Annotated in this window: 14 protein-coding genes and 1 tRNA gene; 3 read left to right on the top strand and 12 right to left on the bottom strand. The window is 55.6% G+C overall.

The genetic code is table 11. The features are described 5' to 3' along the window. Positions 1-59 precede the first annotated feature (59 nt). The 4 genes from HMPREF1986_RS11735 to HMPREF1986_RS12690 form a co-directional block, all read right to left on the bottom strand. Positions 60-1,262, bottom strand: a complete 1,203-nt coding sequence (locus HMPREF1986_RS11735) for an ABC transporter substrate-binding protein (protein WP_036600544.1) — start codon at positions 1,260-1,262, stop codon at positions 60-62. Positions 1,263-1,283: 21 nt separating this feature from the next. Further along, positions 1,284-2,576 (bottom strand): L-cysteine desulfidase family protein, encoded by a 1,293-nt coding sequence (locus HMPREF1986_RS11730; RefSeq protein WP_036600578.1) that lies wholly within the window; start codon positions 2,574-2,576, stop codon positions 1,284-1,286. 417 nt (positions 2,577-2,993) lie between these two features. Continuing rightward, positions 2,994-4,487: a polyphosphate:AMP phosphotransferase gene (pap, locus tag HMPREF1986_RS11725; RefSeq protein WP_021775073.1), complete on the bottom strand. Its 1,494-nt coding sequence runs from the start codon at positions 4,485-4,487 to the stop codon at positions 2,994-2,996. A gap of 121 nt (positions 4,488-4,608) precedes the next feature. Further along, positions 4,609-5,493, bottom strand: coding sequence for a CPBP family intramembrane glutamic endopeptidase (locus HMPREF1986_RS12690; protein WP_021775072.1), 885 nt, complete (start codon positions 5,491-5,493; stop codon positions 4,609-4,611). 258 nt (positions 5,494-5,751) lie between these two features. On the opposite strand from HMPREF1986_RS12690, the gene recJ reads away from it, so the two are divergent. Together recJ and glyA are read left to right on the top strand one after the other, a co-directional pair. Then, positions 5,752-7,497, top strand: coding sequence for a single-stranded-DNA-specific exonuclease RecJ (gene recJ, locus HMPREF1986_RS11715; RefSeq protein ID WP_021775070.1), 1,746 nt, complete (start codon positions 5,752-5,754; stop codon positions 7,495-7,497). Beyond that, positions 7,494-8,747 carry a serine hydroxymethyltransferase gene (gene glyA, locus HMPREF1986_RS11710; protein WP_021775069.1) on the top strand — a complete coding sequence of 418 codons (1,254 nt, stop codon included), beginning with the start codon at positions 7,494-7,496 and terminating at the stop codon, positions 8,745-8,747. Before recJ ends, glyA begins: the two co-directional genes overlap by 4 nt. Here the strand turns inward: glyA and HMPREF1986_RS11705 are convergent. The 7 genes from HMPREF1986_RS11705 to pflB all read right to left on the bottom strand — a co-directional run bounded on the left by HMPREF1986_RS11705 (position 8,735) and on the right by pflB (position 21,784). Further along, entirely contained in the window at positions 8,735-11,779 is a 3,045-nt protein-coding gene (locus HMPREF1986_RS11705) for an efflux RND transporter permease subunit (protein ID WP_021775068.1), read from the bottom strand. The two genes, glyA and HMPREF1986_RS11705, sit on opposite strands and share 13 nt — an antisense overlap. 126 nt (positions 11,780-11,905) lie before the next feature. Beyond that, a complete protein-coding gene (locus tag HMPREF1986_RS11700) occupies positions 11,906-13,000 on the bottom strand; it encodes an efflux RND transporter periplasmic adaptor subunit (protein ID WP_036600542.1) in 1,095 nt (364 codons plus the stop codon). A gap of 154 nt (positions 13,001-13,154) precedes the next feature. Then, positions 13,155-13,784 carry a TetR/AcrR family transcriptional regulator gene (locus HMPREF1986_RS12685; RefSeq protein WP_081688489.1) on the bottom strand — a complete coding sequence of 210 codons (630 nt, stop codon included), beginning with the start codon at positions 13,782-13,784 and terminating at the stop codon, positions 13,155-13,157. Positions 13,785-14,262: 478 nt separating this feature from the next. Further along, positions 14,263-15,915 carry a sulfurtransferase gene (locus HMPREF1986_RS11690; protein ID WP_021775063.1) on the bottom strand — a complete coding sequence of 551 codons (1,653 nt, stop codon included), beginning with the start codon at positions 15,913-15,915 and terminating at the stop codon, positions 14,263-14,265. 160 nt (positions 15,916-16,075) lie between these two features. Further along, complete coding sequence (locus HMPREF1986_RS11685; RefSeq protein ID WP_021775062.1) at positions 16,076-17,803, bottom strand: helicase HerA-like domain-containing protein; 1,728 nt, start codon at positions 17,801-17,803, stop codon at positions 16,076-16,078. Positions 17,804-18,444: 641 nt separating this feature from the next. Then, the gene (gene pflA, locus HMPREF1986_RS11675; protein ID WP_242837389.1) at positions 18,445-19,254 is read right to left on the bottom strand and encodes a pyruvate formate-lyase-activating protein; all 810 of its coding nucleotides are present in this window, start codon (positions 19,252-19,254) and stop codon (positions 18,445-18,447) included. Positions 19,255-19,537: 283 nt separating this feature from the next. Continuing rightward, positions 19,538-21,784 (bottom strand): formate C-acetyltransferase, encoded by a 2,247-nt coding sequence (gene pflB, locus HMPREF1986_RS11670; protein WP_021775057.1) that lies wholly within the window; start codon positions 21,782-21,784, stop codon positions 19,538-19,540. Positions 21,785-22,231: 447 nt separating this feature from the next. Here pflB and HMPREF1986_RS11665 point away from each other — a divergent pair, with 447 nt between their 5' ends. Then, positions 22,232-22,636, top strand: coding sequence for an RrF2 family transcriptional regulator (locus HMPREF1986_RS11665; protein ID WP_009214033.1), 405 nt, complete (start codon positions 22,232-22,234; stop codon positions 22,634-22,636). 40 nt (positions 22,637-22,676) lie between these two features. Here HMPREF1986_RS11665 and HMPREF1986_RS11660 read toward each other — a convergent pair. Then, a tRNA-Arg gene (locus HMPREF1986_RS11660) sits at positions 22,677-22,750 on the bottom strand. Positions 22,751-22,783 lie beyond the last annotated feature (33 nt).

Below are 22,783 nucleotides of genomic sequence, written 5' to 3'. Positions count from 1 at the left end.
TTGAATCAAGACAGATTTCCTGCCAGCCGCCTCCCTCAAGCTTCCTTCTCTTTCCGACATCAGTCCATCTTGACAAACTTTCCGTCCTTGATCGTCACCTTCACAAAGGCCTTGTCGACATCGCCGGTCTTGTCAAACTTGGTATCCCCCGTGACGCCGTGGTAATCCAGCTTATAGAGCTCATCCTTTACCTTTTCGGCATCCGTATCGCCGACGTTTTGAATGGCTGTGAGCAGCATCCCCACGGAATCATAGGCCTGGGAGCTAAGGGCCGACGGCGCCGCGCCGTAGGCTTTTGTATACGCGTCGACATAGTCCTTTATGCTCTGCTCCTCCGAATCCGCGAAGAAGATGACCGGGAAGCAGACCCCATTGACGGCATCCCCTCCCAGCTCCAGAAGCTGCGTGCTGTATGCATTGGAAAAGGCGATGATGGCGATGTCCGGATTCACCCTTTTGTACTGCTTTGCCACCGGTGCCACCAGATTGTACATGCCGCAGCAGATCACAGCTTCCGCTCCCGCGTCATTGAGCTTTGCAATCGCCGCGGAATAGTCGTCGGAGCCCTCCATGACCTCCTCGTGCGCAACAAGCTCTACTCCCTTATCCTTCATCCCCTCGAGGATTCCCTTGATGATGCCGGAGGTATTGGTCCCCCAGTCCGTCATTATGGAAATTATGCCGATTTTCTTCTTTCCGAGGTCATTGACCGCGATATCCACACTGGCACCGCCCTCCTTCGAGATGACGGTATTGTTTCGGAAGATATAATCTCCGATCGAGGAATAATCCGGATGCGAGGCGGACGGGGAAATCTCAATCACATGGTTTTCCTCATAGATCGGCGCCGCCGTCATACATACACCCGATGAAAAATGTCCGATCACCCCCGCAATCTCATCCTTTTCCGAGACGATCTTCTGTGCGATCGTCGTCGCCTCCTCGGAGCTGTTCTTATCATCATACTCGACGATCTGAACCTCTCTCCCCAGGCAGCCGCCATCCTCATTCCACTTCTTCGCCATAAGCTTGGCGGCATTGGCAAAGCCGATTCCGTATTCCGAATTATCGCCTGTCATCGGCGCTGCCACGGCGACCTTGATCGGATGAGAGCTGTCTAAGCCGCTGTTTTCCGCTGCGCTCTGGGAGCCGCTCTCATTTTTTGCCGCCGTCGTCCCTGTGCCGCTTCCGGCACCGCACGCCGCATTAAAGAGCATCGCCGCAAGCAGCAGCATCGACATTGCCACAGCATTTCTTTTCATACACACCTCCTTAATCATGTTTCATGTTTCATGGATCATAATATCCAAAATCACCTGATCCGTTTCCCTCATTCCTTCCTTTGCGAGCTTTACCACTCCGTCCAGCGTCTTCCGGAAGTTATCCTTTACCATTCCGTCGTCGCGGGAGAAGCGGATTCCTTCCATGGCCATATCGCTTCCCATAATGGCCGCATCTATGCTGCTTGCGATCTTCGCCGCACAGGATTCCCCCGCGCCGTCGCATACGATTCCCGAGATATTTTCCAGAGTATTGATGATGGTATTTTCGATCTCCCGCAGCCCGCCGCCCCGAAGATAGCTGATTCCCGCACCCGCTCCGGCGGCCGCATTCACGACACCGCAGTATGCGGAGAGACGCCCGATCTCATGCTTTTGATAAATCGCCGTGAGATTACTGAGCAGTAAAGCCCGGAGCAGCTTTTCGTGGGAAAGCTTTAAATATCTGCTGTATTCTATGAGCGGAAGAGAGACGGTGATTCCCTGATTTCCGCTCCCCGAATTGATTACCACCGGAAGATCGCAGCCATTCATCCTGGCATCCGATCCCGCGGCCGCCATCGCCCTTGCCCGGAGCTTGACATCCTCCGCATTGTTCCTGAAAAGCGCTCTTCCGATGCCTGCGCCATAGCTTCGTCTCAGCCCTTCCTCCGAAATCGCCGTATTGCAGCGGATCTGCTCCTCGATGAGCTCCTTGATCCTTTTCCCATACATGGACTTCTCAAAATCGATCTCCTCCGAAAAGCGGAGAATCGACTCCAGATCCAGTTCCTGATACTCCGGCTCCTTCTCCTCTCCCTCGGCTCCTGTTTCCCGATCGAAGAGGACTTCTCCATTTTTGCTGAGCCGATACAGTCCGGTATGCGTGTGGCGCACGCAGGCTTCCGCGGTATCGTCTCCGCTCTTGAGACTGACGATAATGTGAAGCTTTTCTGCGCTATCCAGTTGTTCCACAAGACAGATTTTTCTTCGGATCAGCTCCTTTGCAAGATCGATGTCTTCCTGCCGGATTCCCCGGAGTACCTCGAGCTTATCGTCCGGATTTCCTCCGACCGCCCCGAGCAGACACGCTGCCTCAATTCCCTTCAGCCTTCCCCCCATGGGGACATATACGCTTTTGGCGTTCTTTATCACATTTCCGCTGCATCTCACCAGGGCCTGATCCGGAAGCCTTCCGAGAGCTCTTCTTGCTACGGAAGCGGTATATGCGATGGCGATCGGCTCTGTGCAGCCGAGCGCCTTTTTCAGTTCGAAGGCCAAAATGTCGCAAAATGCTTTCTCTTCTCTTTCGGACACTCCTTTTCCCTCCTCAATCCCCTCTGTTTTGATGTCATCATTATAGGATTCCGGACATGCTCTTTCAATAATTTTTGTCAAAATAATGCATTTCTCGCGTTTTAAATATACAATAATAGTTTTATTTGCACAAAACTGGTGGATCTGCAATAAATAATCCGCACAGAATGTGTCAATTTGAGACAAGGGGAATTTCCTCTGGTGAAATCCGCTGTTTTGCGGAAATTTTTTCCTAAACGGAGCGACCGCTTCCTCTTAATCCATCGAAAGAAAAGAAAAATGCCGGAGCTTCCGACAAGGAATTTCCGGCATTTCTTCTTCGCCTGAAAACACGGATCCGCTCCGCTTTTCCTCCGTTTCCGGACGGAACCAGACCTGCTGTCATAAAGAGGGAGGCAGTCTCAGCGTTTCCCCGCTTCAGCCAAGCCTCTTCTCGATCGCCTCATTGACGGCCCGAAGGGCCTGCACTCTCGCATAGTACTTATCATTTCCGGAGAGGATATGCCAGGGGGCAAAGTCCGTGGAGGTATTGCGGAGCATCTCATCCACTGCGCTCTCATATTCCGGCCACTTCTCCCGGTTCCTCCAGTCCTCCTCCGTGATCTTCCACTGCTTTTCCGGTATCCTCTCCCGGGCCTCAAATCTCCGAAGCTGCTCCTCATTGGAGATATGGATCCAGAATTTCACGATCACTGCTCCCCACTGCCAGAGCCCGCACTCGAAATCATTGATCTCCCGATAAGCCCTCTGCCAGTCCGCTGTCTCGCAGAAGCCCTCGATCCGCTCCACGAGGACTCTTCCGTACCAGCTCCGGTCAAAGACCGCGATGTGTCCGTCCTTCGGAAGCCTCTTCCAGAAGCGCCAGAGAAAGTGGCGCTTTTTTTCCTCGGGAGAGGGGCTCGCGATCGGATGGACGATATAGCCCCTCGGATCCAGTGCAGCGGAAAGGCGCTTGATATTCCCTCCCTTCCCCGCGGCATCCCATCCCTCATAGGCGATGAGAAGCGGAATCCTGTGCAGATAGAGGCGGTTGTGATTTTCCGAGAGACGCTTTTGCTCCCTTTTCAGGGATGCTCTGTACTCTGCCTCATCCAGCTTTACGGAGAGATCGGTTTCAGAGAGTGTAGGCATCGGGATAAAACGATAATCTCCCGCATCGATATGCTCCGCCGAGATCTTCCGCGCCGCCCTCTCCCCGGGAAGCCTCGCGAGCTTTTCCTGTACGGAGGAGAGCAGTGCGCGGAAAATCCCGACAGTCGCCGCCCTCCTGTCCACTCCGGAAAAGATATGCCAGGGGGCGGAGGCGGAGTTTGTGTACTCCAGCATGAGATCATAGCACTTTTGGTACCTGCGGTAATGATGCACCCGCTTCCAGTCCGCCTTCGACACCCTCCAGGAGGTATCCGGATTTTCGGCGAGCTTGGTAAGACGCCTTTCCATCTCCTCTTTTGGGAGGTGGAGGAAAAACTTCAGGATGAGATAGCCATTGTCCGTGAGCGTCCGTTCGAAACGGAGAATGTCGTCCATGTGCGCGCGGTTTTTCTCCTCCGGGATCCCGTTTTTCAGCCGGAGCGTCGATACCTCCTGATACCAGGAGCGGTCCATGATCGAGAGCTGTCCCTCCTCCGGAATCGTCTGCCAGTGGCGCCAGAGCATGGGATAGCGGAGCTCTGTCTCCGTGGGAGGCTGCGTATTCACAACCGTGAACCAGCGGGGATCGAAATTCTGGATGAGCTTTTGAATCATGAGCCCCTTTCCCGCGCTGCTCCACCCCTCAAAGAGGATAATGACGGGGAGCCCGGCCGCACGAAGCGGCGCATCCAGCGCGGTGAGCGCCCTCTTAAGCCTCTCGATCTCCGCGCGGTAAACTTCCTTGGAGAGCTTTTCCTCAAGATTTACTTTTTCCAGCAAGTGCGGCCTCCTTTCTTTTCTGTTCCTCCCGGCGGGAAAAGGTGCATTCCGCACCGGTCTTCTCCTTGGACCTTTGGATTTTGGCCCCTGAAATAATAAGGGCCTGTCAGTTTAGAGTCCGTCAGTTTAGATTCAGGGCGGCGAGTCCCAGAAAGACCAAAATCATGAGATCGACCGGGATCGTAGTAAAAAAGCGGCTGATGCAGCAGTGAAAGCTCTGCTCGGCTTTCAGCTCCCGGAGAAAGGGGACAAAGCTTCGGACCAGACTGACGATGAGCACCACCGCACCGATGAGCAGGACGAGGGGATAGAGGATACTGAGAAAGCCCTTCTCCGAAAAATGGTTCGCTAAAATCGCGAAGAGGTTATTGATGAGGTGGAGAAGGATCGAGCAGTGAATCCCATAGCGGTCTCTGATATCAGCGAGAACGATGCCGAGAAAAAGCGCCAGAAAGAATTGAAAGACATTGGCATGCATGAGCGCGAAAAAGAGCGCGCTCATCAGGATTGCAAACAGCCTCCCATAGCGCCTCAGATATCCGAAGAAAAGTCCCCGGAAAAGAAGCTCCTCAAAAAGAGGGGCCATGAGGATGGAGTAGATCCATTGCCAGATGTCCCCGACATCCCCCCCGGACGCGGCTTCCCTCGCGGCCTCCAGACTGAAGCCCATCGCCTTGAGAATCCCCTCTATCGGAAAATCCAGAATCATAGTCAGAAGCTGTACTCCATAGAAGAGAAAGCTGTAGTAGACGATGGTCCGGATGCGGAAGCGCTCCAGGGGGACGGGATGCGCCTGAAAGCCCAGGATCAAAAAGGCAAAGAGCAGAGCCGTCACGCCGGAAAGTATCATCGCAAAATACATATTCCGAAAGAGATCCGTCCCCAAGAGAGAGACAAAGCCCGCGCCGAACTGAAATGTGAGCTCATAGACAAAAAGCGCGATCATAAGCTTTGTAAAGTACGGCCTCATCGCGTGTTCCGAAAAACTGACAGAATTTCTTTCCATGACATCCCTCCTGCTTTTGCTTTCCTTATAGTAGCATGTTCTGTCCTATTCCGCATCTTTTTCGCTCTTCCGCATCGTTCTCTTCCATTTTCCACTGCTTTGGCGGCATTTTCGCGGCGTATTTTGGCGGCGAAAAGCAGAGATATTGACAGAAATCCCCCGGCCTGTGCTAAAATATTCTCTGCCGCCTAAGCGAAGGGCAGAGAGGACGGCAGAGGCAGCTTATGAAGAGATAAAGGGGAAGGGGGCTTATACAGGATGAAGGAGGCAAAGCGCGACTGGTACCTCTATCAAAAGCGGGCGGATTTTTCCGAGCTCTCCGAAAAGCTCGGGATTGATCCTGTGACCGTCCGCATCCTTCGAAACCGGGAGCTCCATACGGAGGAGGAGATCCGAAGCTTTCTCTCCGCTCCCCTCTCGGAGCTCCCCTCCCCCCTCCTCCTCCCGGACGCCATCCGCTTTGCGAATATACTAAATCGGGCACTGGCGGAGAAAAAGCGGATCCGCATCGTGGGGGACTATGATGTAGACGGCGTATGCGCGGCCTATATCCTCTACCGCGGCCTCTCCGCCCTGAGTGAAAATCTGGACTATGAAATCCCCGATCGAATCCGGGACGGCTACGGGATCAACCGGGAAATCATCCGCCGGGCAAAGGAGGACGGAGTCGGACTGATCCTGACCTGTGACAACGGGATCTCCGCGAGAGAGGAGCTTTCCTATGCAAAGGAGCTCGGCATCCCGGTACTCGTGACGGATCACCACGATATCCCGAGGGATTCGGAGGGGAGGGAGCTTTTGCCGGAGGCTCTCGCCGTCGTAGATCCCAAAAGAGAGGGGAGCCGCTATCCCTTTCCCGAGATCTGCGGCGCGGTAGTGGCCTGGAAGCTTTTGCTCCTCCTCTACCAGATGAAAAACATCGCGGAGGAGGAGGGGATGAGGCTCCTCCCCTTTGCCGCCATTGCCACAGTATGTGATGTGATGCCTCTCCGGGAGGAAAACCGCATCCTCGTAAAATACGGTCTCCAGGCTCTTTCGGATCCGGAAAATCCCGGCCTCCGGGCTCTCCTCTCACAGAGCGGTCTCTCCGGACTCTCCCCCCTTCGCGCCTATCACCTCGGTTTTGTGCTGGGTCCCTGCATCAATGCAGGGGGGAGGCTTGAGAGCGCAAAGACCGCCCTCCGCCTCTTTCTCTCGGAGAGCCCGGAGGAGGCAGAGCCGCTCGCCCAAAAGCTGAAGGAGCTGAACGAGCAGAGGAAGGCCATGACGAAGCAGGCCTGCGAGGAGGCCTTCCGGCAGGCGGAAGAGGAGAAGGAAGACAGAAGCGTCCTGCTCCTTTATCTTCCAAAGCTCCACGAAAGTCTCGCGGGAATCGTCGCAGGGAGAGTCCGGGAGCGCTACTACCGGCCGAGCTTCATCGTCACAAGAGCACAGGAGGAGGGCATGGCCAAGGGCTCCGGAAGATCCATTGAGGGCTACCCGATGGCAGATAAGCTCGCAGAGCAAAAGGAGCTCCTCGAGCGCTTCGGCGGACACCCGATGGCAGCGGGCTTCTCCCTCCGCGAGGATAAGATCGACGCTCTCCGCTCCGCTCTGAATAAGGATGCGGAGATTCCGCCGGAGAAGCTCAAGGAGAAGCTCTGGATCGACGCTGCGATGCCCTTTTCCTATGTGACGGAGAAGCTCATCACGGAGCTCTCCCGCCTGGAGCCCTTCGGAAAGGGCAACGAAAAGCCCCGCTTCGCGGAGAGGGCGCTCCGGATTCTCTCCGTCAGGGTCCTCGGCCAGAAGCGGAACGCCGTAAAATTTCTCCTTCTCTCCGGGGAGGGAAGGAGGGCGGAGGCGATTCTATTTTCCGACGGAGACCGCTTTCTCCGGGAGCTCGGAGAAAAAAGGCTCATGGATATCGTTTACTATCCGGAGATCCATGAGTATAATGGCAGGAAATCCCTGCAGCTTATCATCAGCGATTACCGCTTCAGGGAGGGGAGGAGGGAGCCATGATTAAGGAAGTGATGGACTATATCGAAAAAGCGGATCCGGAGGTCGGGAGAGAGATCCGGAAAGAGTATGAAAGACAGCAGCAGAACATCGAGCTGATCGCCTCTGAAAATATCATCTCCGCCGCCTCGATGCTGGCGATGGGGAGTGTCCTCACGAATAAATATGCAGAGGGCTATCCCGGGAAGCGCTACTACGGCGGCTGTTCTGTGGTGGACAGGATCGAGAGCATCGCGATCGAGCGGGCGAAGAAGCTCTTTCACTGCGAATACGCAAATGTACAGCCGCACTCCGGTGCTCAGGCCAATATGGCGGTGATGATGGCGCTGTGTAATCCCGGGGACAAGGTCCTCGGTATGTCCCTCGATGCGGGCGGACATCTGACGCACGGCTCTTCCGTGAATTTCTCCGGACGCTATTTCTCCGTCAGCTCCTACGGGATCAATGAGGCCGGCTTCCTGGATTATGATGAAATCGAAGAGACCGCGCTCCGTCTGAAACCGAAGCTGATCATCGCCGGCGCCTCCGCCTATCCGAGGATCATCGACTTCCGGCGCTTCCGGGAGATCGCAGACCGCTGCGGCGCGATCCTCTGGGTCGACATGGCCCATATCGCCGGACTTGTCGCGGCGGGGCTTCACCCCTCCCCCATCCCCTATGCCCATGTGACGACCACTACGACGCATAAGACGCTCCGGGGCCCGAGAGGGGGACTCATCCTCTCCGACAGGGAGACCGCGGAGAGATTCCAGCTCGACAAAAATGTCTTCCCCGGCTCTCAGGGAGGGCCTCTTGAGCATGTCATCGCCGCAAAGGCGATCTGCTTCGGAGAGGCCCTGAAGCCGGAGTTTTCGGACTATCAGAGGCAGATCCTGAAAAACACCAGGGCTCTCGCAGAGGACCTTATGCAGCGGGGCTTCCGGCTCGTCTCCGGCGGGACGGAGAATCATCTGATGCTCCTCGATCTCACAAATCTCCCGGGGCTCTCCGGGAAGGACTTCCAGGACCGCTGCGACGAGGTGCACATCACGCTGAACCGAAACGCGATTCCGAACGATCCCCGCCCCCACTTCATCACCTCCGGCGTCCGGATCGGCACCGCCGCGATCTCCTCCAGAGGCTTCACGGAAGCGGAAATGGAGCCAATCGCGGAATGTCTTTGGAAAACCGCGGCGGATTTTGAGAAGAGCAAAGAGGAGGTCCTTCGGACCGTTCTCTCCCTCAGCGCTGCCCATCCCATCTACGAGGGCTGACGCTCCTTCTTCCTGCTCAGAAGATGATAGTAGACCGGAAGCAGCAGGAGTGCCAGTATCGTGGAGGCACTCAGACCGCCGACATCCACGAGGGCGAGGCCCTGCATGACCTCTCCGTTTCGTCCGAAGGCCGCGGCCATAGGGAGCATGGACAGAACCGTAGTCAGCGTGGTCATGAGGATCGGGCGAAGCCTCGTCGCCCCCGCCTCGACCAGGGAATCCTGAAATGGCATTTCTCTCCGGTACTGGTTGACCGTATCCACGTAGAGGATGCCGTTGTTTACGACGGTTCCGACCAGCATGAGAAAGCCGAGCAGGGAGTTCATGGACAGGGTGGCATTAAAGAGCCAGAGGAAGCCGAAGGATCCGATCAGGGAGAAGGGGATCGTCGTCATGACCATGATGCTGTAGCGCATGGATTCGAACTGCGCCGCCATCACGATGAAGACCAGGAAGACCGCGATGGAAATCGCAAGTCCCAGTGCTCCGAATTCCTCGTCCATGCTCTGCGAAGAGACGCTGCTCGTCTTACTCACATCATGATCCAGATACTTTGAAATAAGCTCCTCATCCAGCTGCTTCTTTGTATTTTTCGTCGCCTTATCCGTATAATCCGCCGTGATCGTGAGCTGATACTTCCGATCGACGCGGTAGATAGAAGCCGGGGAATCCGAGAAGCTGATATCCGCGATATTCTGAAGCTTTACGGAAGAGCCCCGCGCTGTCTTCAGCATGATATTTTTAAGCTTCTCCAGGCTGTCATAGTCCTCCTTCGGATACTCCAGCATGACGGAGGCATCCTCCCCGTCCACCTTCATCGTCATCACCTCCGTGCCGGAGAGGAGAAGATTCAGGTTCTGCGCCGCAAGGATCGGCGAAAGCCCCTCCGCGGCGGAGCGGATCGGATCCAGACGGACCTTCAGAATGGGGGCCGCGTTCTCCATGCTGGAATGAACAGCGGTCAGATCCTCCCTCTGCCGAAGCTCCGAAACCAGCCGGTCCGAGATCTCCTTCAGCTTATCATAATCCGTCCCGCTCAGGATCGCCTCATAATTCGGCTGCTCGCTTGACATATAGGACATGCTGCTCGAGGACTTCACGCGGATTGAGGCATCCGTCATATCCGAAAGCTTCTTCTGCCAGAGCTCCGCCTTTTTCTTCGTGCTCACGGAGCGCTTCTTCTTCAGATAGGCCGTCACACTCGATCCGCTCTCCCCGAAGAGAAGGCTCCTCGCATCCGAACTGCTCCGCACCATATATCGCTCCGTATCCGAATCCGAGGCTGCGAGCGCCTCCGTCTTTTTCAGGATCTTATCCAGCTCCTCGATCCTAAGCCCCGGCTTTGTCGTGATGGAGATACTCACAATCCCTTCATCCGTCTGCGGCATGAGCTCTGTCTTTACCTTGGTCGCGAGGAAGATCGAGAGGACGAGGAGCAGGATCGTCGTAATGACGACCAGAGGCTTATGCTTCAGAAGCCTCCCGATCACATTGCGGTAGCCCTCCTGCAAGGCCCGGATCCCCCGATAGGCGGGTGCCTTCTCATTCTCCTTCGGGCGATAGATGCTGTAGCAAAGCGGCACGATCGTAAGCGCGGAGATCAGAGAGGAAAGCATACAAAATACGATCGTAAAGCCAAGAGGCTTGAAAAACTGTCCGCTGATCCCCTTCATAAAGCCCAGGGGCAGAAAGACCACGCAGGTTGTCAGAGTAGAGCCGAATACAGAGCCTCCCACCGTCTCCACGGAGCGAATCGCCGCCTGTCTTCTCGCCTCATCCCCGCTGTCTCCGATCTTGTCTATGGAGCGGAAGCAGGCCTCCAGCACGACGATGGAATTATCCACCATCATCCCCACACCGAGGACCAGGGCGGAAAGAGTGATCATATTCATGCTGTAGCCCATAGCCCACATGAAGATGAGCGCTCCGAGAATCGCGATCGGGATCGAGGTCCCCACGATCAGAGAGGCCTTCCAGTCCCCGAAGAAGAGAAGGATGATCGCCATGGAGATCGCGACCGCCATGAGCATCGTCTGAAACACACTGGAGAGAGAGTCCCGGATGCTGTCCGCGGCATCGTTGATCACCGAGATCTTCAGATTCGGATCCTCCTTCTCCAGCTCCGCGATCAGCTTCTTTGCCCCCCTTGAGAGCGTGACCGCAGACTCGCTCTGCGTCTTTTTCAGGCCGAGCATCACGGTATCGGAGCCGTTGTATCTCCCGATCGAGCTCTGCTTCTCAAGCGCCGTCCTCACGGTGGCGAGATCCTTCAGATAGATGCTGTCTCCGGTCCCGGTGATAATCGGAAGCTCCTTCAGGCTCTCGACCGTATCGAAATCCTCTGTCGTCGTGACAGAAAGATCCTGCGATCCCACGCCGGTCTCCCCCGCGGGATAGCTGAAGTCCGCATTCTTTATGATATCGGAGAGCTTTGAGAGATCGAGATGATACTGCTCGAGCTTCTCCGGGCTCAGCCGGATCTGCACATACTGCTTCCTCCCCCCGGATAGATCGACAGAAGCCACGGAGGAGAGCTTCTCAAACTGCGGCGAGATCGTATTCTTCACGTAGTTGTACATGTTTTCCTGCGCATTGTTCTCAACCGCAAGATCCATGGATGAGCTGTCTGTGATGTTCATCTCGACGTAACTTGGCTCCTTCGCGTCCTTCGGAAGCGAGGGCTTTAATTCATCAATCTTTTTCTTCAGCTGATCGTAGGCCTTGTCCATATTGGTCCCGTAATTATAGCGAACGACAACCATAGAGAGGTTTTCCGCAGAGGTCGAGGTATATCTCTTGACATCGGAAAGAGCGGCGACCTTCTCCTCGATCGGCTTGCTCAGCAGCTTGTCCACATCCGTCGGGGAAGCCCCGGGATAGCTGGTTGTGATGAGAATCAACGGGAGATTCATATCGGGCATCAGCTCGAGCTTTGAATTCAGGATCGACATAAAGCCGAAGAAAATGAGACAGAGAACGGCGAGAAAGGTCGTGACCGGACGCCTCAGAACAAGCTTTGTGATAGAACTCATACTTATCTCCTATCTGCCTTCCATTCCGGGGAAGCATGTCCCGCACTATCTTTTGGCAAGACTCGTTCCCCCGATGCTTTCTTTCTATATCAGGGGGCCCCGCGGTTCAAAATCCGAAGGCCCCTTCTATTCGCTCTGAGAGGCAGAGCTTCCGCTCTCCCCCGTATCCCCGGACAGCCTCACGAGGGCGCCGTCATAGATCTCATTATTCCAGCTCAGCACTACGAGAGCGTTCTCATCCAGTCCGGACAGCACCTCCGCATGATCTTTATTCTGTATTCCGAGCTCTATGGGGTTTCGAACGACCTTCCCGTCCTGGTAGAGATAGACATAGGGCTCCCCCGCGGAATAATAGACTGCGTCCAGGGGAATCAGCTCCGCGTCCTCCGCCCTCTCTGAGACCAGACTGATCTTGCAGGAGGCGCCGTCGGGGAGAAGCTCCGCATTCTCCAGCGCCGCCTTCACCGGGAAAAGTCCGGTCTCAGGACTTGCAGCGCTCCCGATCTCCGTGATCTTCCCGCTGTAGCTCTGGCCCTCCTTCTCCAGGCTGATGCTCTTTCCCAGGCTCAGCTTCCCCAAAAGATCCTCTGTCACATTGAATTTCGCGATCTTTCCGCCGGAGGCCGCGATCGAGCAAAGCTGCGTGCTCTGAGATACCAGTGCATTCCTGCTCATCGTGCTGTTCTGCACGGTCCCCGAGGCCGGAGCAGTGACCGTCGAGAATTCCACCTGCGTATCATAGTTCAGGCGGGCGGATTTCACCGCCGCCGAAGCGGCCTCCGCCGCCGTTCTCGCGCTCTCATAGTCCTGCTCGGAGATATCCCCCGACTGCCGGAGAGCGGCCATGCGGTTTGCCGTATCCTGGGCGTTTCTCTCCTGCGCTGACGCCTGCTCCAGTGAGAAAGCTGCCGCATCAATCTGCTTTTGATTATCGATCGCCGCGATCTTGTCCCCCGTCTTGACGATGTCCCCGTTTTTCACATAGACCTCCCGGAGCTCTCCCGCGGCCTTCGGAAGGACGCAGTAGGTATCAGAGGGCGCGACCTTCCCCATCAGGGAGACTGTGGTCTCGATACTCCCCCTCTCCGGCTTCCCCGTGCTGACGATCGGGAGCTCCCTCGTCTCAAGCTCCTCCTTCGGCGCAAGCATTCTGGCCGCGATCAGCGCCGCCAGGCAGGCGACGATTGCTGTTCCAATCAAAACCTTCATGATCTTTTTCATACCATTTTGCTCCTCTTTCAGACAAATAGGATTCGCCCCATGGCAAAGCATCACCAGTTCTCAAAACAGAAGGGCTGATCGTTTCAGCCCCTTTCCCTCACGCAATCGCCTCCGACATTCACCGACCCTGCCTCTTAATACGACAGGATCCTCCTTATGGCTGAGCATCGGCGGACATGCAGCCACGCTTCAGGATTCCCATGAGGATATCAAATTCCCTGAGCTCCGCCTTCATCCCCTCGGGATAGGTATAGATGCGAAGCAGCGTGATGAGAGCGGAGCTGAACATCACCTTAAACAGGACAATCCGCTCCTCCTCCGGTGCATTTCCGAGAGATGCCGGGCTCGTGCGCCTGAGAAGCCAGTCGAGAAGGACGCGCTCATACTCGCGCTTCGCATCCTTTCGATTGATAAGGTCCAGTCTTCTGGGAATCCCCGCATAGCTCAGAATGCGAAGACTCTCTTTCACGAGAAAATTCTCCTTCGCTTCGACAAGCCTCCTGAGCCAGCTGTGCACGGCAAGCCAGATATCCCCCTCGTACTCCTCCATCCTCTCCTGGAGATAGGCCGCTGCCAACCTCTCCTCCTCCTGAAAAATATAGGCGAGAAGATCCTCCTTGTCCTCGAAGTAGGTATAGAAGCTTCCGCGGGAGATCCCTGCACAGCGGATAATCTTGTTGATTGAAGCCTGCTCATAGGGCACATGGGAGAACTCCCTCCGCGCTGCCCTGATGATCCGCTCCTGCTTTTCCTTCTCCAACTTTAGAAAACGCTCGCTTGGCATCTTCTCCCCCTTTTTTAGATGACAAGTTGTCATCTTTTGAACTTTTCCCAGTATAATGACAACTTGTCATTCTGTCAAGCCCGGATTTCGTCCTGCTGCCCGGATAGGAGATAAGCCGCTTCGCTTTCATGCTTAGCTTCTGCCTCCTTCCGCTCTTTCCGGCTTTTAGAAAGATTATTGCTTCCTTCATAGCCAAAATCATCCCTTTGATTGGACGGCTCTTCCACGCGTTCAGATCGGGCAAAGGTATGAAAGCGGCACTCAGACAAAATAAAAAAAACCCGCTCCGTTAAATCCCGGGGCAGGGCACAGTCCTCTTTTTTTCAATAGACACATTTCACGGAAGAGACCGTCCGTAATTCCGCCGGAATGCTTTCCTTCCGAGCAACGCCCTCAGGATAGCTCGACCGGACGCAGAGTCGAAGTCCCCCATCCGGGTCGAATCCCCATGCTTCATTCGATCTGCAGGGCAGCACCTCTAATCCTTCTTCTCCACACTGTCCAGAATATTCACGCCGTCCCGCACATCCTTTCCATCCTCATCCAGGACAGTATCTCTGTATTTTTCATAGTGTACCTTTCTCCCACTGTGATCGATAAATTCATTTCCCAGATTGGACCAGGGGATCCAGCCTTCTCCCCACTCTTTGATATTCTCAAGCCCCACTGCCTGACACCAGTAGGCTATCTTTGCCGCTCCCCAGCTGTCACCGCAGAAGAATGCCGTCGTCTTCCCCGTGTCAATGCCGCTCTTTTCCATATAGGCTCGAAGCTCCGCCTGCGTTCTGGGAGTCCCATCCACATTCTCGAAAAATTCTCCTGCCTTCTCCTCATTTTCAAGACACCATATCGTCTTGTCAATTCTTCCCGCAAGGTCATGGTAATCGTAGCCGGAGTACTCTCCCTTCCACTCCTTTTCGCTGCGGTTATCGACGATCTGCCCCTCTTCCTCCCCCGAGAGAATCCTCTTTACCTCGTCCATCCAGATGATCTCCTCCGGATTTTCGATCTGATCCGAGCCAAAGTCCTCCGCGGATGAGGGGATGACCAGGCTGCCACTCCCCCTGTCGAGAGGATAATCGGCATAGGTCCATGCGGAGAGCTTTCCGCTCATCACATATACCTTGACTCCGAGCGAACGAAGCAAAAAGCCAAGTCTCGCCTGCGGGTCCGTAGCATCCCCCGTGAGAATCACGACAGAATCCTTCCGGATTCCATACTGCGGGCACAGGCTGTCCCTGAATTCCGGGAGGGAAATCAGCCTCCATTCCTTCGCGTAGTCCGATCTTTTCTCCGGCACATAGACCCTCGGCCTTTCATAGCTGTCCGTGTTGATGTGTACTGCCCCGGGGACATGTCCCTTGCTAAGATACGTGGACTCCTCTGCATTTCCCCAGCCTACATCGATCAAAATGATCTTCGACGGGTCTGTCCCGAACAACGCCTCCGCTTCCGCCGAGAGCTTCTGAGCCGCTCCCGTTTTCACATCGGAAACGCTCTTCACCAGCGCTGCCGGGACAAAATGCTCATAGCCCGGGTAGGATTCATTCCTCCCCTCCTCCAAAAGCCCATCCGCGTGGAAAATCGCGATGTTCTCCATTCCCTCAGAGAGGAAATAATTTGCGGCGCGCTTCGCCTCTTCCCCTGACCTATCGTAGACAATCAGCTTTTTCCCCTTTATGATCCCCTGCTCCTGCATGCTCCGATCCAGATAGGCTTTCCGCTCTGCCTTCCCGGAATAGGGACAGTCCAGCCAGCGGGAAGAGAAGAGAACGGCATTTTTCAGATGTCCCCCGCTCTTCCCATCGCCCTCTCCCCATCCGGAATAGAACTCCTCCGCCCTTGCGTCTACAAGAACCGTGTTCTCATCGCTGTCCTCCATAAAGGCTCTCACTTCATCCTCTGCTGCCTCGGGAAGATCCCTTAAGGTCTTCGGAAGAAGAGAATTGTCCGCCGACATCTCTCCGGAATCCGCGCCTTCAAAGGCACAGGCCGGACCTTTGTTTTCCTCCGCTTTTTCAGTCTGTTTTGCAGTTTCCGTCGTACTCTCTGTCCCCGGAGCCGAACAGGCGCTAAGAAGCATGAGCGCCGCTGTCAGCACAGATGCCGCCTGGATATAGCCTTTTCTCATTCGATCCTCCCAAAATCACAATACAAAAACAGGAGGCCCTCCGCGGCGCGGAGAGCTTTCCGCCGTAAATCCAAATCCATTCTGGCGGAAAGGATTCCTCCTGTCCAATTATGATTTACGATAAGGGAAAGGGATTATTCCAAATCTCTATCCAGGACCTCTACTTTCCGAATAAGGTTTCCAGGATGCCCCGGCCGAGTGCAGAGCCGACATTCCCTCCGATCCTGCGTCCGACGCTGTTTCCGAGGAGGGACTTTCCGACTGAATTTCCGAGCTCCCGTCCGATCGCTCCCGCGGTGGATTTCCCGACCCTCTTAAAGATCGCACTCTTCTCCTTCTCCGCCTTTGCCTTCTCCTTTTCGGCCCTTGCCTCCGCCTTTTCCTTCTCCTTCGCGGCTTTCGCTTCCGCTCTCTCCCTCTCTTTTTCCTCTCTCAGGGCAAGCCTTTCTGCCTCTGCCTGCTGCCTTTTTGAAAGCTTCTCCGCCTCCGCTCTTTCCTTTGCCGCCGCCTTTTCCTCCGCCGCCCGGCGCTCTGCCTCCTCCTTCTCCGCCGCTGATCTCTCCAGAGCCTTCCGAAGCTCTTCCTCCGAAAGCTCCGTCTTTCTCTTCAGAAATTCATAGGCAGAATCCCGGTCTATGCTCTCATCGTATTTCGAATAGAGCGAGGACGTCTTGATTTTCGTCTCGCGGACGCTGTCCTCGATCGGCCCCATCCTGCTCTCCGGCGGAAGGATCTTCCCCCTTCGCACCGGCTCGGGCCGTCCCTCCTGATCCAAAAAGGATACCAGCGCCTCTCCGGTCCCGAGCTCCGAGAGCAGCTTTTCCGTATCGAATGCGGGATTCTTCCGGAAGGACTGCGCCGCGCTCTTCAGCTTCTTCTCCTCCGCCGGCGTATAGGCGCGGAGCGCATGCTGGATTTTATTTCCAAGCTGTGAGAGTACGGAATCCGGGAGATCGGAGGGGCTCTGGCTGATGAAATAAATCCCGATCCCCTTGCTTCGGATCAGCCGGACGACCTGCTCTATTTTTTCCAAAAGAGCCTTCGGCGCATTATCAAAGAGAAGGTGCGCCTCGTCAAAGAAGAAGACAAGCTTCGGCTTTTCCGGGTCCCCCGCCTCCGGCAGTGCCTCGAAGAGCTCAGAAAGCAAGTAAAGCATAAAGGTCGAGTAGAGCCTCGGGTCCTGCACGATCCGCGCCGCATCCAGGATAGTGATGAATCCCCTCCCATCGCTGTCCGTCCGGAAAAAATCCCGGATATCAATGGCCGGTTCTCCGAAGAAACGATCCCCTCCCGCATTTTCCAGTGCCACCACGGCGCGGAGAATCGCGTTCAGGCTCGGCTTCGACATATTGCCGTATTCTCCGGAATACTGTGCGGCATTCTCCCCGATATACTGGAGCATGGAGCGAAGATCCTTGGAGTCCAGGAGAAGAAGCTTCTCTTCATCCGCGATCCGGAATACGATAGAAAGGATATCTGCCTGAAGATCCGAGAGCTGGAGAAGCCTTGACAAAAGCACCGGCCCCATTTCAGAGACTGTAGTCCGAAGCGGAAGGCCCCTCTCCCCGCTGAGATCGAAGAACTGCACCGGAAAGCTCCGAAACTGAAATCCTGTCCCCTCCAGGCCAAAATAATCGATCCGCTTCCTCATGTCCTCGGAGTCCGCACCGGCCTCACAGCAGCCCGCAAGGTCCCCCTTCACATCTGAGAGAAAGACCGGCACCCCCATCTCGCTGAAGGACTCCGCGAGCACCTTTAAACTCACTGTCTTCCCGGTCCCGGTCGCGCCCGCGATCAGGCCGTGGCGGTTCGCCATCTTCGGCAGGATAGAAACCCTGCTCCCGTCATCAGCATCCTTCAGCACCCAAAGCTTATCCTCAAATCGCATCCTTCCCTCTCCTCCTCTGCCTCTTCTCCATAAAGCAGGACCCTCCCGCTCTGCTCCGCAGCCCTTCGTGCTCATAAAGGGCACATCCTAAAGTCTCTCCGACTCTCCCTTTTCCCGGCTCTTTCAATGATTCCACGCATGCTTTCGCGTCTGCGGCGCTCTCAGCATGCTCCCCGACATTCGCACTCCCGTTCTGCTCCGCATCCCTCCGTGCTCATAAAGGGCGCATCCTAAAGTCTCTCCGACTCCGCCGTGCCGCTCCACTTTTTCCTGATTCCACGCATGCTTTCGCGTCTTCGGCGCTCTCAGCATGCTCCCGGGCATTCGCACTCCCGCTCTGCTCCGCAGCCCTTCGTGCTCATGTCGGGGCGTGTCTTAAAGTCTCTCCGACTCCGCCCGCTTCTCGGCTCTTACAATGATTCCCCGCATGCTTTCGCGTCTTCGGCGCTCTCAGCATGCTCCCCCGGCATTCGCACTCCCGCTCTGCTTCGCAGCCCTTCGTGCTCATGCCGGGGCGTGTCTTAAAGTCTCTCCGACTCCGCCGTGCGAGCACGTCGCGTCGGAGAGACTTTAGACACTGGAATCATTATACCATCCCTCACGAGAATTTCCTGCTTGATTCTGGTCGGATCTTTTGGAGTTTAGTTTTTGGCTTCCTGGATTCCGAGGATTTTCTTTGCGTGCGAGATCTCCTGTTCTGTCGGCGGGTTGACCGTCGGGAGGCGGTAGGGGATCCCCAGCTTTTCGTATTTATAGACCCCCAGGGTATGATAAGGCAGGATCTCGACCTTTTTCACATTATGCAGGTTATCGATAAAGGACTTCAGCTTCCGGAGCTCCTCATCCCGGTCTGTGACACCGGGTACAAGCACGTGTCGGATCCAGACGGGAACCCCGATTTCGGAGAGGTAACGCGCACAGTCCAGGATATTCTCATTGCCCCAGCCCGTGAGCCAGCGATGCTTCCTGCTGTCAATCTCCTTTATGTCCAAAAGCACCGTATCCGTCAGCTTCATAAGTCTTGTAAATTTTCCGAAAAAGGGCTCCTTCCTCGTAAAGGGCTGCGCGGAGGTATCGAGGCAGGTATTGATCCCCCTCCTCTTCGCCTCTTCAAAAAGCTGCAGCACAAAGTCGATCTGTATCAGGGGATCGCCCCCGCTCACGGTAATTCCACCATCCTCTCCCCAATACTCCCGATAGCGCTCCGCCTGGTCCAGGAGAGAGTCCGCGCTTCTCCTGTCCTCGGAGTGATACTCCCAGGTATCCGGATTATGGCAGTAGCGGCAGCGCATCGCGCAGCCCTTCAAAAAGATCAAAAAGCGCGTTCCCGGTCCGTCCACAGAGCCAAAGCTCTCCACGGAATGCACCGCCCCAAGAAGCTTCTTTTCCCCGGAAGGCGCATCCGCCGCATCCTTTTCCCTATTGATAAGCCTCTCCTCCATGACCTCCATAAACCTCCTGATCTCCCAGATTCTCTCCCCAACCATCATTTTTCGATAAGAAACGGCAGCTTCCGATCGTTCCGGGAGCATACACGGAAAAAGGGCCGTCCAGAACATCCCAGGCTCCCGGGCCCTTTGGCACAGTCGCTTCTCTGTCCTGAATGGCCCTCGGCTCATTCCCAGTCTATCTCCATGGAGACACGGATCGATTCCGGTCCCTGTCCCGGAAGTCAGGGCGCCGCGTTCCTCCCGCGGCGTCCCAGCTCCTCTCGCCTCTCAGCTTCCGTCTTTCTTAAAGCTTCTTGTGCTCGGTCCTCGCGATCACATCGAGCTGCTGCTCCCTCGTGAGGTCGATGAACTTCACCGCATAGCCGGAAACCCGGATCGTGAAGTTCGCGTACTCCGGCTTCTCCGGGTGCTCCATCGCGTCCCTGAGCTTCTCGACGCCGAAGATATTGACATTCAGATGATGCGCGCCCTTTGCGAAATAACCATCCATGACCCGCACAAGCGTCTTCGTCTCCTCATCCTCCGTATGTCCGAGCGCCGAGGGATTGATGGTCTGCGTGTTCGAAATCCCGTCCAGCGCATACTCATAGGGAAGCTTCGCGACCGAATTCAGAGATGCCAAAAGTCCGTTCTTCTCCGCCCCATAGCAGGGATTCGCTCCCGGAGACAGGGGCTCTCCGGCCCTTCTCCCATCCGGCATATTCCCGGTGGCCTTCCCGTAGACCACGTTGGAGGTGATCGTCAGGATTGAGGTCGTGGGCTCCGAATTTCGATAGGTATGATACTTCTTGATCTTCGTGAGGAAGGTATGGAGGAGCTCCACCGCGATATCATCCGCCCGGTCATCGTCATTTCCATAGCGCGGGAAATCTCCCTCCGTCTCAAAATCCATGACCAGGCCGCTCTCATCCCGGATCGTCCGTACCTTCGCGTACTTGATCGCAGAAAGCGAATCGACCACATGGGAGAAGCCCGCGATGCCGGTCGCGAAGGTCCTTCTGACATCGGTATCAATGAGGGCCATCTCCGCCGCCTCGTAGAAGTACTTATCATGCATGTACTGGATCAGATTCAGGGTGTTGACATAGAGCCCCGCGAGCCAGTCCATCATCAGATCATACTTCTTCATCACCTCATCGTAGTCCAGGTACTCGGAGCTGATCGGCGCAAAGGGCGGGGATACCTGCTCCTTGGTCTTCATATCTCTCCCGCCGTTGATCGCGTAGAGGAGGCACTTCGCAAGATTCGCCCTCGCCCCGAAGAACTGCATCTCCTTTCCGGTCTGCGTCGCAGAGACACAGCAGCAGATGCTGTAGTCATCCCCCCAGACCGGGCGCATGACATCGTCGTTCTCGTACTGGACGGACGAGGTCTTCACGGAGATGCGGGCCGCATACTCCTTAAAGCTCTCCGGCAGGCGCTTCGTATAGAGCACGGTCAGATTCGGCTCCGGCGCAGGACCCATATTCTCCAGGGTGTGGAGGAAGCGGAAATCGTTCTTTGTCACCATGGATCTTCCGTCCTGCCCCATCCCTGCGACCTCCAGCGTCGCCCAGACCGGATCTCCGGAGAAGAGCTGGTTATAGGACGGGATTCTCGCGAACTTCACCATCCGAAGCTTCATCACAAAGTGGTCGATGAGCTCCTGTGCCTCCTTTTCCGTGATGGCACCGTCTTTTAGATCCCTCTCAATATAGATATCCAGGAAGGTCGAGATGCGCCCCACGGACATCGCGGCGCCGTTCTGCGTCCGGATCGCCGCAAGATAGCCGAAATAGAGCCACTGCACCGCCTCCGCCGCATTCTTAGCCGGGACCGAAATGTCATAGCCGTAGGAGGAGGCCATTTCCTTCATCTGCTTCAGCGCGCGGATCTGATCGGAGATCTCCTCCCTCTGCCGCACGACATCATCCGTCATAATGCCGCAGCCGCAGTTCGCGAGATCCTCCTGCTTCTTTTCGATCAGGAAGTCAATGCCGTAGAGCGCCACCCTCCGGTAGTCGCCCACGATCCGCCCCCTTCCGTAGGTATCCGGAAGACCCGTCACGATCTTATTGTGCCTCGCCTTGATCATCTCCGGTGTATAGGCGTCAAAGACCCCCTGATTGTGTGTCTTGTGGTACTCCGTGAAGATCTTGTGAAGCTCCGGATCCGGCGTATAGCCGTAGGTCGTCAGAGCCTGCTCCGCCATCTTGATCCCGCCGTAGGGCATGAAAGCCCTCTTCAGAGGCTTATCCGTCTGAAGCCCGACGACTTTTTCCTTCTCCTTCGTCCCCTCCGCGATGTAAGCCGGGCCGTAGGCTGTGATCCCGGAGACCCGCTTCGTCTCCATATCCAGGACGCCGCCCTTTGCCCTCTCCTCCTTCTGAAGCTTCTGCACCTCAGTCCAGAGCTCATTGGTCGCCTCTGTGGGTCCCGAAAGGAAGGACGCATCTCCATCGTAGGCCGTGTAGTTCTCCTGAATGAAGTCCCTCACATTGACATCCCTGAGCCAGTGACCGCCCTTAAAGCCTCTCCATTCTTCTCTCATCGCTCGCCTCTCTATTCTCCGGTTCCAGCCGGTCCGAATACTGCCTTCCCGTTTCCGGGAGGGATGAAATAAAAGCTTGAAAAAACTTAACTTCCCTCTTTCCGTGCACAGTATACAATATACATTTTTGCGGGTCAATCTCCCAATCCCTTGATTTTCCCATGTATTGCAGGAAAAACAATAATACTTCTCAGATTTGTTTTTTCCCTGATACATGCTTGAGTAAAGTCTAGTAATATGCTAGGATTAAAAAGATAGACCTGCGTTTTTCGCCGGATGCAGCGGATCCAGTCCGCGCTGTTCCGCTCTCCTCCCCGGCCAAAAGCGCAGCACGGGACAGAGGGAACCTCGTTGCAGATGCAACGCAAAGTAAGTTTTACCTAACTCTATTGAAAAAGTCAAGGACTTTCAGAATCAGCGGGACGGCCGAAAAGGAGGGAGAAGAAAATGATGATTTCCACGAAGGGGCGCTATGCGCTCACCACGCTGATCGATATCGCGGAGAACAGCGACGGACGGACTCCTGTCTCCATCAAAGAGATCTCAGAGCGGCGGGGAATCTCCCTGAAATATCTGGAGCAGATCATCGCCCTCATGGTGAAGGGAGGCTTTCTCAGAAGTGTCCGGGGCGCAAGGGGCGGTTATCTCTTTACCCGCCCCGCCTCGGAGATCGCTGTCGGAGATATTCTGAATGCGGCGGAGGGCACACTCGCCCCGGTGGAATGCCTGATGGACGGAAAGAGCTGTGAGAAATCCGCGACTTGCCCGACCTTTCCCCTCTACCGGGAGATTGACGAGGCGATCTACAGCGTAGTAAACCGCTACCACCTCTCCGATCTTCTGAAAAAATAATAAAGGAGGCACTGCAAATCCACAGTGTCTCCTTCTTTTCTGCGTGCGACATGATTCGAACACGCGACCTTCTGGTCCGTAGCCAGACGCTCTATCCAGCTGAGCTACGCACGCACAGCCGCCTCTTTCAAGCTGCAGAAGCAATTC

Source organism: Oribacterium sp. oral taxon 078 str. F0263 (assembly GCF_000469565.1).
Taxonomy (GTDB): Bacteria; Bacillota; Clostridia; order Lachnospirales; family Lachnospiraceae; genus Oribacterium.
Note: the sequence above shows the minus strand (reverse complement) of the source record. Positions and strands in the feature narration are given on the sequence as shown.

What these genes read in the sequence shown, in the direction of transcription:
- HMPREF1986_RS11735 (WP_036600544.1), bottom strand. Translation starts at nt 1,262, where the DNA reads ATGAAAAGAAATGCTGTGGCAATGTCGATGCTGCTGCTTGCGGCGATG.
- HMPREF1986_RS12690 (WP_021775072.1), bottom strand. Translation starts at nt 5,493, where the DNA reads ATGGAAAGAAATTCTGTCAGTTTTTCGGAACACGCGATGAGGCCGTAC.
- recJ (WP_021775070.1), top strand. Translation starts at nt 5,752, where the DNA reads ATGAAGGAGGCAAAGCGCGACTGGTACCTCTATCAAAAGCGGGCGGAT.
- glyA (WP_021775069.1), top strand. Translation starts at nt 7,494, where the DNA reads ATGATTAAGGAAGTGATGGACTATATCGAAAAAGCGGATCCGGAGGTC.
- HMPREF1986_RS11705 (WP_021775068.1), bottom strand. Translation starts at nt 11,779, where the DNA reads ATGAGTTCTATCACAAAGCTTGTTCTGAGGCGTCCGGTCACGACCTTT.
- HMPREF1986_RS11700 (WP_036600542.1), bottom strand. Translation starts at nt 13,000, where the DNA reads ATGAAAAAGATCATGAAGGTTTTGATTGGAACAGCAATCGTCGCCTGC.
- HMPREF1986_RS12685 (WP_081688489.1), bottom strand. Translation starts at nt 13,784, where the DNA reads ATGCCAAGCGAGCGTTTTCTAAAGTTGGAGAAGGAAAAGCAGGAGCGG.
- HMPREF1986_RS11690 (WP_021775063.1), bottom strand. Translation starts at nt 15,915, where the DNA reads ATGAGAAAAGGCTATATCCAGGCGGCATCTGTGCTGACAGCGGCGCTC.
- HMPREF1986_RS11685 (WP_021775062.1), bottom strand. Translation starts at nt 17,803, where the DNA reads ATGCGATTTGAGGATAAGCTTTGGGTGCTGAAGGATGCTGATGACGGG.
- pflA (WP_242837389.1), bottom strand. Translation starts at nt 19,254, where the DNA reads ATGGAGGTCATGGAGGAGAGGCTTATCAATAGGGAAAAGGATGCGGCG.
- pflB (WP_021775057.1), bottom strand. Translation starts at nt 21,784, where the DNA reads ATGAGAGAAGAATGGAGAGGCTTTAAGGGCGGTCACTGGCTCAGGGAT.
- HMPREF1986_RS11665 (WP_009214033.1), top strand. Translation starts at nt 22,232, where the DNA reads ATGATGATTTCCACGAAGGGGCGCTATGCGCTCACCACGCTGATCGAT.